The organism is Schaalia meyeri (assembly GCF_900105015.1).
Lineage (GTDB): Bacteria > Actinomycetota > Actinomycetes > Actinomycetales > Actinomycetaceae > Pauljensenia > Pauljensenia meyeri.
Window position 1 is genome coordinate 172458 of record NZ_FNLK01000015.1, and the last position, 11244, is coordinate 183701.

Consider the following 11244-nt stretch of genomic DNA (forward strand, 5'->3'; position numbering starts at 1 on the left):
TTCAGCTCCGCGCCGCGTCTCCCGTTGCCAGGTGTTCGGCCTGTTCAATCACGAGCCGCACGGCTTCTTCCTGCTTGTCGGGCGGGTACTTGTACCTGGCCAGCAAGCGTTTGATGCGCGATCGCATGCGGGCGCGGACGGATTCCTTGAATGTCCAATCGATGGTTGCAGACTTCTGGATGGTGGTGACCAGTTCGCGTGCGATGGTCTTCAACGTTTCGTCACCGAGCTCGAGGATTGCAGAGTCGTTCTGGATAATCGCGTCATATAGAGCGATCTCTGCCTCGTTCAAGCTCAGCTCACGCGATCGTTGCTGGTCCTGGCGCATCTCCTTGGCAAGCTTCACCAACTCGGCGATGATCTCCGCCGTTGTCAGTGATCTGTTCGTGTAACGGCTCAATGCCTCGGCGAGCATCTGGGAGAACTTCCGGCCTTGCACCAGGTTCTTGCGTTGAAGCGTGCGAATCTGGTCGTCGAGCAGCCTACGCAGGAGCCCCAGCTGAAGATTCGGCTGGTTCGAGTGGGCGATGGAGTCCAAGAACTCGTCTGATAGCAGCGAAAGTTCTGGAGACTTCATACCCACGAATTGGAAAACGTCGACGACCTGGTCTGCGGTGACAGCGTCATTGACCATCTGGCCCAGTACTGAGTCGAGGTTGCTGCCGCCTCGTTGGGACTGACCGGCATCAGGATTGAGGATCTTGAGTGCTGCCGCCCGAACGTCGGTGAACAGGCGTACATCATCCCGAATGGTTTGTGATTCGGGACGCGAGGCAGTCAGAGCGTAGGCTTTTGCGAGTGCGAGCACCTGGTCGCTGTAGCGCTTGGTCAGATCCGGGTCTGAGAGCACGTGGTCCAGTACGGCGGCATACTGGGCTAGGCGCTCCTTCGCCGACAGTTCCGTTGAGGAGTCGTAGGTGACACCATGCAGCATCCCTCGGACGATATCGTGTTTCTCAAGCATGACGTCAACGAGTTGTTCAATTGGCACACCGGCCTGCTCCCGGTCGGACGGCGAGTAGACGCTGAGCGCTCGCTGCAGGGAGGTGAACAGCCCAATGTAGTCGACGATGAGTCCGCCGGGCTTGTCCTTGAAACGGCGGTTGACCCGGGCGATTGCCTGCATGAGGCCGGCCCCTTGCATGGGCTTGTCCACGTACATGGTGTGCATGGATGGGGCGTCGAATCCCGTGAGCCACATGTCGCGCACGATGACGAGCTCGAGTTCGTCATCGGGGTTCTTGGCGCGCAGCTTCAGATCGCGGCGCTCGTCCTTGGAGTGGATGTGCACCTGGAACTCTTCTGGGTCGGCCGCCGAGCCGGTCATAACGACTTTGATGCGGCCCTTGTTGATGTCGTCGGAGTGCCACTGGGGCCGCAGTGCTGTGATCTTGTTGTACAGGGCAACGGCAATACGGCGGCTCATGGTCACGATCATCCCCTTGCCAGCCATGGAGGCGCGGCGCTTCTCCCAGTGCGCCACGATGTCAGCAGCAACTGCATCCAGCCGGGAGTCCGCCCCGACCAGAGCCTCCAGGCGCGACCACTTGGTCTTGGCCTGTTCGGCCTCACCCGTGCTGCTTGCCTCGCTACTGTCATCAACAATGGTGTCCAACTGGCCGAGCTGCTCCTCGTCCAAATTGATCTTGGCCAGGCGGGACTCGTAGAAAATCTTGACGGTTGCGCCGTCTTCCACGGCGCGAGTGAGGTCGTAGATGTCGACGTAGTCGCCGAACACAGCACGGGTGGAGCGATCGTTCGACTCGATGGGCGTTCCGGTGAAGCCGAGGAACGTCGCGCCGGGGAGTGCGTTACGAAGGTGCTTGGCGAGCCCCGCTTTGAGACGGCCTTGGCTGTCGAGGGTCTCCTCGAAGCCGTATTGGGATCGGTGCGCTTCGTCGGCCACCACAACAACGTTGCGCCTATCGGTGAGCACCGGGTTCATGTCCCCGTCCTGGCCGGGAGCGAACTTCTGCAGTGTGGTGAAGATGATGCCGCCCGATGCGCGGGTGAGCAGCTGACGCAGGTTGTCTCGCCCCGTGGCCTGGACCGGGGTCTCGGGAAGGATCTGAGCAGGGGAGAACACCTCGCCGAAAAGCTGGTCATCAAGGTCGTTCCGGTCGGTGATGAACACCAGTGTTGGGTTGGACATGCGCTGGTCCCGCATGAGTTTGGCCGCGTAGAACACCATTTCGAAGCTCTTGCCGGATCCCTGGGTGTGCCACACCACGCCACCGCGCTTGTCCCCGTTTGGACCGGCTGCCCTGACTGTGGACTCAACGGCAGCGTTGACCGCCCAGTACTGGTGGTACTTCGCAATGCGCTTGATGATCATGCGGCGGCGTTGACCAGTGGCCGCGTCGGTGACGGGCTCGTCCGAGTAGACGACGAAGTTCCGCAGAATGTCGAGAAACCGTGCGGGGGTGAACACACCCTTGATGAGTACTTCGAGTGCTGGAGGGTCTGTGACGATGTCGTGTCCGTCCATGGTCTTCCACGGAGCGTAGTGCTCGAAGCCTCCGGTGAAGGAACTCATCGCCGCAGATGTGCCGTCGGAAATGACGGTGATGACGTTGGGGAAGAAGACCGAGGGAATCTGCTTGCGGTATGTCTGAATCTGGTTCCAGGCATTGCGCAGAGTTGCCTTTTCGTCCGTGGGATTCTTCAGCTCCATGAGGCCGACGGGCAGGCCATTGAGAAACACCAGCACGTCGGGGCGACGGTTGTGGCCCCCCTCGACGACTGTGAACTGGTTGAGTGCGCGCCAGTCATTGTTCGCCGGATCGTTGAAGTCAACGAGGCGCAGCCGTACTGTGGTGGGTCGACCATCCTCGCCGGTGGTTTCGACGGGCACGCCCGCCACCATGAGCTCATGAAGCCGCTGGTTCTCACTCATCACGTCCTGGGACTCGGCACGCTGAATGCGCGCGAGCGCGGAGCGCACCAGATCATTCGACGCCCTAGGGTTGAGTCGGACAAGTGCTTCAGCCACGTACGACCACAGAACGCAGTCCCCGGGAGTCTCGCGCGCCTGGCCCACGGGGGCGTCAACAGGCGCGTATCCGGTGCGGTAACCGATCTCGGCAAGCCACTCCTTCGCGGCCTGTTCGACTGTCGATTCATCAAACCGGTAGACGGAACTAGTCATCAACTGACTCCTTTCCAAACGCGTCCGCGACGAGCCGACCAGCCTCGTCGACTCGCATCCGCCCGCTCATCAGCTCCGGCAACAGTGTATCGCGGAGCTCAGCAAGCATCCTGGTTTCGATGGAACAATGATGTGCCATTTCTTCAAGTGTTGAAAGCTGTTCGACGACGGTCTTCTGCTCTTCGAGAGTAAGCAAAGGAACCTGTAGTGATCCAAGACTTGACGGGGAAAGTTCTGTCTGTCCCGTGGAACCCTCAGCCATTTGTTCAATCTCTGACTGGAGCGGAAAAACAAGGTACGGAAGAAGAACCGGTGAAATGCGCTGCCGGTCAGCCTTTACGACTGTCACGTGGCCGTCGACGTAGACGGGTTCCCGATAACTCCAACGACCGACTCTGCCGAGGGTCCCCTGGCCCGTTGAATTGACAAGTAAATCATCAAATTCTGCTATAGCGGATTTCTTCTCGCGCCTGCGAGGTAGCATCAGGCGTGCTGAGCTGAGCGACACCCATCCATCTCGAATGCATCTTTGATTCAAAACGCAGATAGGCGTTGCATTATGACCCTTGTAGTATTTTGGAGTAACTCCCCGCGAAATAGACTCCGCATAGTAACTAAGCGGCACACATGACGTATTGCGTATTAAATAGTCCGTAATAGCGAGCCCTAGTTTACGGCAGAGAACTCGTCGGCGATGGTTGAAGTCGATCTTGTCATCAAGTCTCCCCAGAAGGTCACCTATTGCCATTTGCTGCTCGTACGTGAAGTCTGCAATTTCGTACTCGGAAATTGTGTCCCAGTTTGCGCGAGGCATCCTTGTGCCCGTCGCAGAAGCCGAAGCGAGGTTGGTAAACTCAGGAAGTGCCGCTACGTAAAACAGAAAACGAGGATCAGTGCCGTTTTTCGGTTGAAACACCCAGAAGTCTGAAGAACAAATGCCGTAGCTTGACCCTGTCCATACTACCTTACGAAAGTATGGACGTAAACGGCCGTAGATGGTGTCGTTAGGGAAAAAAGCTAACTTCGCACTGGAAACTGCTTTCGGCGTGTCCCACTGTGTAATATGGAGAGAGCCAGGAGCGATGCTGTCGTACCCAAGGTATTTGCAGTATTCTTTAAATTTGTCGGGTCGAACAAGTTGCCGACGTAGTTCTGCGATTTCACCAAACCTCACTGCCACTCCTTGAGGGAGACGTGAATTTGTTCTTCAAGGAGGTGATCTATCTCGAACGCATTGAGAAGTTCGTTTGTCAGACGTGTTATTCTCTTCTCAATCGGCTCAGCATCGGGGTCGATGGAGTCGTCGAGTCCGACGTACCGGCCGGGGGTGAGGATGAAGTCGTTGTCGGTGATTTCCTGGATAGTGGCTGCTTTGCAGAATCCGGGCACATTCTCGTAGTCATTGTACTCAGTCCGGGAGCGCCACGTATTGTACACACTGGAGATTCGCTCGATGTCATCAGCAGTGAGCTGACGGTGGGCGCGAGTGATCATCTCACCCGTGTTGCGCGCGTCGATGAACAATACCTCGCCGTGCCGGTCGCGGTGCCCGTCGCCATGACGGTTCTTGGAAAGGAACCACAGGCAGGCCGGGATGCCGGTGTTGAAGAAGAGTTTGTCGGGCAGTGCCACGATGCAGTCCACCACGTCCGCCTCGACCATAGCTCGGCGGATGATGCCGTCAGTCTTTGCTTTGGAGGAGAGCGCCCCGTTCGCCATGACGAAGCCCGCGCTACCAGAAGGGCTCAAGTGGTAGAGGAAATGCTGAATCCACGCGTAGTTCGCGTTAGAGTCGTTCGGAGTGTCATACACCCAACGCGGGTCGTCCTGGAGTGTGGCGGACCAGTAGCCCTTGAGGTTGAAGGGCGGGTTGGCGATGATGAAGTCCGCGCGCAGATCCGGGTGCTGGTCCTCGGTGAAGGTCTCAGCGTCCCGAGGGCCGAGGTCTGCCTCGATCCCTCTCAGCGCCAGGTTCATCTTAGCCAGTCTCCACGTGGACGCAGCCTTCTCCTGGCCGTAGATCGACAGTTCGTCGCGATTTCCGCCGTGCGCCTCAACGAACCTCGCGGATTGCACGAACATACCACCACTGCCGCAGCATGGATCGTACACGCGACCTGAAAAAGGCTGGAGCATCTCCACAAGGAGGTTGACGACGCTCCTTGGCGTGTAAAATTCCCCGCCGTCCTTGCCCTTCTCCGCGCCGGCGAACATACCGAGGAAATACTCGTAGACTCTGCCGAGGATGTCGTCGGCATTGTGATCGTCGTCAGCGCCGAATCCGATGGAGCCGATGAGGTCGATGAGTTCACCGAGCATCTCCTCCTTGAGGTCCTCGCGTCCGTAGTTGCGCGGCAGCACGCCCATGAGTGATGGGTTCGCCCGCTCAATCAACCGCATGGCCCCGTCGATTCGCTGGCCGATTCCGGGGAGTTTCGCCGCTGCTTGGAGCTGATCCCAACGCGCGCCGCCGGGAATCCAAAAGACGTTGTGACCAGAGTACTCGTCCCTGTCCTCCAGGAACGACCCGGTCTGCGCTTCGTCCAAGCCGTCCTCAACGAGCTCCCGGCGCAGCTCCTCCCGGCGCTCCGCGAATTTGTCCGAGACGTACTTGAGGAACACGAGCCCGAGCACAACGTGCTTGTATTCAGAGGCCTCCTGGTTCCCCTTCGCCCGCATTGTTTCAGCGGTAGACCAAAGAGTTTGCTCAATACTCGGCGTCGTTCTTTTGTCTGTCGGCATTGCGATTTCCTTAGCTATCTCCCGCTTGCTTCAACGGCTTGTCGATCACCGTGAGGGCTCGCAGGGAGTTGTGGTGTCGGTGTGTGATTCTAGCGGGGAGATCTCCTCCGATGTCTTCCGAGGTGCCCCAATCGACACGACAAAGGATCTTACGCTCAGAACCTTGACGGATCTGGTGGGAGTTTGATCGGCGAATGTCGCCGCCGACAGGAACCTTGGGACTCGGTCCCCCGGTCCCAAGGGCTCTGACCTACCCCTGACTCACCTCGGCCCGGATGAGGGGGATCGGGTAGGCGGCGGCCGAGATGGGGGAGAGGTAGGAATCGGTGATGCCCGCGGTGAAGGCGTCGATGCCGAGGACCTTGTAGAGGGCGTTGCGGCCGAACTTGGTGGAGTCCGCGACGAAGTAGGCGGTCGACGCGATCGCGCGGACCTTCTGCTGCAGCTCGATCGAGTAGCCGGAGGAGGCGTAGATGCCGTCCTCCATCACCGAGTTTGCCCCAAACACGGCGGTGTTCACGCGGATGTGGTCCAGCTGGTCGATCGCGGTCGGCCCCCACATGTGCGTCCGGTTGGGCAGCAGCTCGCCCCCGACGAACACCAGGTTCAGCGATGGCTTCTTGAGGATCTCCAGGCCAACCAGCAGGTCGTGCGTCACCACGGTGACGCGGCGGGCGTTGAGGGCGCGCGCAACCTCCAGGCACGTCGACCCCGAGTCGAGGAAGACGGACTGCCCGTCCAGGATCCGCTCCGCCATCGCCGGCCCGATCGCGCGCTTCTCGGCTCGGTTGGGCGAATCGTGCAGGAACTCCTCGGTGTCCTCGTCCTGCGGGACGGGGATCGCGCCTCCGTGGGTGCGGCGCACGAGGCCCGCCTCGGCAAGGTGCTCCAGGTCCCTGCGGATGGTTGACACGTTGACCTCGAGGGCTTCCGCCAGGGAGGACACGGTCTCGAAGCCTGTCGCCTCAATCATGGAAACAATGGTGTCTTGCCGGGTCACGATGCTTCCTTCTGCTGGCTACGGACGGGGGACGGCGGCGGAATCAACGACGGATGCCTGCAACAGGGCATCGCGGACTCCGCCCTCTTGACACTGTAGCGAACTTTCGGAGCGAATGTGCGCGATACCGCGCAACGAGAGATCTCGCGAGTAATCGCAGTCTACGGGGAGTTATTCGCTCAGTATTTGCGTGTAACCGTGCAACCGAGCGGAGAGGACCGCGCGATGATGGCTGCTTCAGCGCATGAGACATGCGCGAAAGAGAGTTGTAAATGCGCGAAAGCGCGTGTACTGTTGGTGATTGCGACGCGGGTCACGCCATGTTGCGTGCGCCATCGCGGGAGATGGCGAACCCACAGCGTCGGCCAACGAGATCACGAGGAAGTGACGACATGAAGATCGGAAGACTGAGCGCGGCAGCGATGTCCATTGCGTCGATCCTGGCTCTGACGGCCTGCTCGACCGTCGGTGGGACGGCCGGGGAGAACCCCGGGAGCACCACCGGATCGGCCTCAGGCGATGCCAGCAAGACGATGGTCACCGTCGTCAAGGTCAAGGGAATCGCCTGGTTTGATCGAATGGACGTCGGAGTCAAGGAGTGGGGCGCCGCCAACGGCTACGACACGCGAACGGAAGGAGGAACGGACGTCTCCCCCGAGAAGCAGATCCAGATCATCCAGGATCTCATCGCGCAAAAGCCCGCGGCCATCACCGTCGTCCCCAACTCCCCCGAGGCCCTCTCCGCGGTCCTTGAGCAGGCCCGAGCCCAGGGCATCAAGGTGGTCTCCCACGAGGCGACCGGCATCAAGAACGTCGACGTCGACATCGAAGCCTTCGACAACGCCTCCTACGGGGTAGACATCATGAAGAGCATCGGCGAATGCACTGGCGGCACCGGCAAGTACGTGCAATTCGTCGGCGGCCTGACCGCCAAGACCCACATGGAATGGGTCGAGGCAGCCTACGACTACCAGCAGAAGAACTTCCCAGGCATGGAGCGAGTCGAAACGCCCATCGAGTCCACCGACAACGAGACCGCCGCCTACGAGAAGGCGAAGGAGGTGCTCGGCAAGTACCCCGACATCAAGGCCTTCCAGGGCTCCGCAGGTAACGACGTGCCCGGCATTGCACGCGCGATCGAAGAAGCCGGCCTCTCCGACCAGGTCTGCGTCATGGGAACCTCCATCCCCTCCGCCTCCGCCAAGTACCTCGCCACCGGATCGATCGACAAGATCTTCTTCTGGGATCCCGCCCTCGCCGGGAAGGCCCAGCTCCAGATCGCCAAGATCCTCGCTGACGGCGGAACCATCACCGAGGGCACGGACCTCGGCATCGAGGGCTACAACAACCTGCACAAGCTCGACGGCTACGACAACGTCTGGGTCGGCTCCGCCCAGATCGCCGCCGACGCCGAGCAAGCCAAGAAGTACAACTTCTAACGAGGCGGCCCCGGCCTCGGCGCGAGAAAGGCGAGGCCGGGGCTCGCGTCCCACGACAGCGCTGTCCACACGACACTCGAAGGAGAGCACATGCGCACCAATGTGGAACAAGCACCGCGCCCCAACGGACAAGGCTCGAGCGCGCACGAGAACCCCTTCCTAGAGGTTCGTCATATTGTCAAAAACTTTGGCGGCGTCCGAGCCCTCGACAGTGTCGACCTGGCTGTGTGGCCCGGCGAGGTCCTGTGCCTGGCCGGAGAGAACGGCTGCGGGAAATCAACCCTCATCAAGGTAATTTCCGGCGTACACCGGCCAGACTCAGGAACCATCGCAATTGACGGCCAAGAAATCACGGCACTCACGCCGCTCAGTGCGATGAAAGCAGGCATTCAGGTCATCTACCAGGACTTCTCCTCCCCCTCCGTCCGGTCTCCAACCTCACCCGTGGACCGAGAACATCATGATGACCTGAATGCCTGCTTTTCATCGCACTGAGCGGCGTGAGTGCCGTGATTTCTTGGCCGTCAATTGCGATGGTTCCTGAGTCTGGCCGGTGTACGCCGGAAATTACCTTGATGAGGGTTGATTTCCCGCAGCCGTTCTCTCCGGCCAGGCACAGGACCTCGCCGGGCCACACAGCCAGGTCGACACTGTCGAGGGCTCGGACGCCGCCAAAGTTTTTGACAATATGACGAAACCTCTAGGAAGGGGTTCTCGTGCGCGCTCGAGCCTTGTCCGTTGGGGCGCGGTGCTTGTTCCACATTGGTGCGCATGTGCTCTCCTTCGAGTGTCGTGTGGACAGCGCTGTCGTGGGACGCGAGCCCCGGCCTCGCCTTTCTCGCGCCGAGGCCGGGGCCGCCTCGTTAGAAGTTGTACTTCTTGGCTTGCTCGGCGTCGGCGGCGATCTGGGCGGAGCCGACCCAGACGTTGTCGTAGCCGTCGAGCTTGTGCAGGTTGTTGTAGCCCTCGATGCCGAGGTCCGTGCCCTCGGTGATGGTTCCGCCGTCAGCGAGGATCTTGGCGATCTGGAGCTGGGCCTTCCCGGCGAGGGCGGGATCCCAGAAGAAGATCTTGTCGATCGATCCGGTGGCGAGGTACTTGGCGGAGGCGGAGGGGATGGAGGTTCCCATGACGCAGACCTGGTCGGAGAGGCCGGCTTCTTCGATCGCGCGTGCAATGCCGGGCACGTCGTTACCTGCGGAGCCCTGGAAGGCCTTGATGTCGGGGTACTTGCCGAGCACCTCCTTCGCCTTCTCGTAGGCGGCGGTCTCGTTGTCGGTGGACTCGATGGGCGTTTCGACTCGCTCCATGCCTGGGAAGTTCTTCTGCTGGTAGTCGTAGGCTGCCTCGACCCATTCCATGTGGGTCTTGGCGGTCAGGCCGCCGACGAATTGCACGTACTTGCCGGTGCCGCCAGTGCATTCGCCGATGCTCTTCATGATGTCTACCCCGTAGGAGGCGTTGTCGAAGGCTTCGATGTCGACGTCGACGTTCTTGATGCCGGTCGCCTCGTGGGAGACCACCTTGATGCCCTGGGCTCGGGCCTGCTCAAGGACCGCGGAGAGGGCCTCGGGGGAGTTGGGGACGACGGTGATGGCCGCGGGCTTTTGCGCGATGAGATCCTGGATGATCTGGATCTGCTTCTCGGGGGAGACGTCCGTTCCTCCTTCCGTTCGCGTGTCGTAGCCGTTGGCGGCGCCCCACTCCTTGACTCCGACGTCCATTCGATCAAACCAGGCGATTCCCTTGACCTTGACGACGGTGACCATCGTCTTGCTGGCATCGCCTGAGGCCGATCCGGTGGTGCTCCCGGGGTTCTCCCCGGCCGTCCCACCGACGGTCGAGCAGGCCGTCAGAGCCAGGATCGACGCAATGGACATCGCTGCCGCGCTCAGTCTTCCGATCTTCATGTCGTCACTTCCTCGTGATCTCGTTGGCCGACGCTGTGGGTTCGCCATCTCCCGCGATGGCGCACGCAACATGGCGTGACCCGCGTCGCAATCACCAACAGTACACGCGCTTTCGCGCATTTACAACTCTCTTTCGCGCATGTCTCATGCGCTGAAGCAGCCATCATCGCGCGGTCCTCTCCGCTCGGTTGCACGGTTACACGCAAATACTGAGCGAATAACTCCCCGTAGACTGCGATTACTCGCGAGATCTCTCGTTGCGCGGTATCGCGCACATTCGCTCCGAAAGTTCGCTACAGTGTCAAGAGGGCGGAGTCCGCGATGCCCTGTTGCAGGCATCCGTCGTTGATTCCGCCGCCGTCCCCCGTCCGTAGCCAGCAGAAGGAAGCATCGTGACCCGGCAAGACACCATTGTTTCCATGATTGAGGCGACAGGCTTCGAGACCGTGTCCTCCCTGGCGGAAGCCCTCGAGGTCAACGTGTCAACCATCCGCAGGGACCTGGAGCACCTTGCCGAGGCGGGCCTCGTGCGCCGCACCCACGGAGGCGCGATCCCCGTCCCGCAGGACGAGGACACCGAGGAGTTCCTGCACGATTCGCCCAACCGAGCCGAGAAGCGCGCGATCGGGCCGGCGATGGCGGAGCGGATCCTGGACGGGCAGTCCGTCTTCCTCGACTCGGGGTCGACGTGCCTGGAGGTTGCGCGCGCCCTCAACGCCCGCCGCGTCACCGTGGTGACGCACGACCTGCTGGTTGGCCTGGAGATCCTCAAGAAGCCATCGCTGAACCTGGTGTTCGTCGGGGGCGAGCTGCTGCCCAACCGGACGCACATGTGGGGGCCGACCGCGATCGACCAGCTGGACCACATCCGCGTGAACACCGCCGTGTTTGGGGCAAACTCGGTGATGGAGGACGGCATCTACGCCTCCTCCGGCTACTCGATCGAGCTGCAGCAGAAGGTCCGCGCGATCGCGTCGACCGCCTACTTCGTCGCGGACTCCACCA

The 11244-nt window shown here is 60.7% G+C and carries 7 protein-coding genes and 2 pseudogenes; 3 read left to right on the forward strand and 6 right to left on the reverse strand.

Annotated features, from left to right (window positions below; genetic code table 11):
- Nucleotide 1 precedes the first annotated feature (1 nt).
- From BLT68_RS08890 to BLT68_RS08905, 4 genes are all read right to left on the reverse strand, one after another.
- Nucleotides 2-3148: a type I restriction endonuclease subunit R gene (locus BLT68_RS08890; RefSeq protein ID WP_074633738.1), complete on the reverse strand. Its 3147-nt coding sequence runs from the start codon at nucleotides 3146-3148 to the stop codon at nucleotides 2-4.
- Nucleotides 3141-4322: a restriction endonuclease subunit S gene (locus tag BLT68_RS08895; RefSeq protein WP_074632356.1), complete on the reverse strand. Its 1182-nt coding sequence runs from the start codon at nucleotides 4320-4322 to the stop codon at nucleotides 3141-3143. Before BLT68_RS08895 ends, BLT68_RS08890 begins: the two co-directional genes overlap by 8 nt.
- On the reverse strand, nucleotides 4319-5890 hold the full coding sequence (locus BLT68_RS08900; protein WP_074632355.1) for a class I SAM-dependent DNA methyltransferase: 1572 nt from the start codon (nucleotides 5888-5890) through the stop codon (nucleotides 4319-4321). Before BLT68_RS08900 ends, BLT68_RS08895 begins: the two co-directional genes overlap by 4 nt.
- Before the next feature lie 250 nt (nucleotides 5891-6140).
- The gene (locus BLT68_RS08905; protein ID WP_074632353.1) at nucleotides 6141-6890 is read right to left on the reverse strand and encodes a DeoR/GlpR family DNA-binding transcription regulator; all 750 of its coding nucleotides are present in this window, start codon (nucleotides 6888-6890) and stop codon (nucleotides 6141-6143) included.
- Nucleotides 6891-7282: 392 nt separating this feature from the next.
- Here BLT68_RS08905 and BLT68_RS08910 point away from each other — a divergent pair, with 392 nt between their 5' ends.
- Together BLT68_RS08910 and BLT68_RS09045 are read left to right on the forward strand one after the other, a co-directional pair.
- Nucleotides 7283-8329, forward strand: a complete 1047-nt coding sequence (locus tag BLT68_RS08910) for a substrate-binding domain-containing protein (protein ID WP_009212863.1) — start codon at nucleotides 7283-7285, stop codon at nucleotides 8327-8329.
- Between the two features lie 90 nt (nucleotides 8330-8419).
- A pseudogene (locus BLT68_RS09045) lies at nucleotides 8420-8743 on the forward strand (ATP-binding cassette domain-containing protein); the annotation flags it as partial.
- Between the two features lie 48 nt (nucleotides 8744-8791).
- On the opposite strand, the pseudogene BLT68_RS09490 reads toward BLT68_RS09045, so the two are convergent.
- Together BLT68_RS09490 and BLT68_RS08925 are read right to left on the reverse strand one after the other, a co-directional pair.
- Nucleotides 8792-9102, reverse strand: a pseudogene (locus BLT68_RS09490) (ATP-binding cassette domain-containing protein); the annotation flags it as partial.
- A 90-nt stretch (nucleotides 9103-9192) separates the two neighbouring features.
- The gene (locus tag BLT68_RS08925; protein ID WP_009212863.1) at nucleotides 9193-10239 is read right to left on the reverse strand and encodes a substrate-binding domain-containing protein; all 1047 of its coding nucleotides are present in this window, start codon (nucleotides 10237-10239) and stop codon (nucleotides 9193-9195) included.
- 419 nt (nucleotides 10240-10658) lie between these two features.
- Here BLT68_RS08925 and BLT68_RS08930 point away from each other — a divergent pair.
- Nucleotides 10659-11244 (forward strand): DeoR/GlpR family DNA-binding transcription regulator (locus BLT68_RS08930; protein WP_207512882.1); only part of this gene is annotated, 586 nt, incomplete at its 3' end.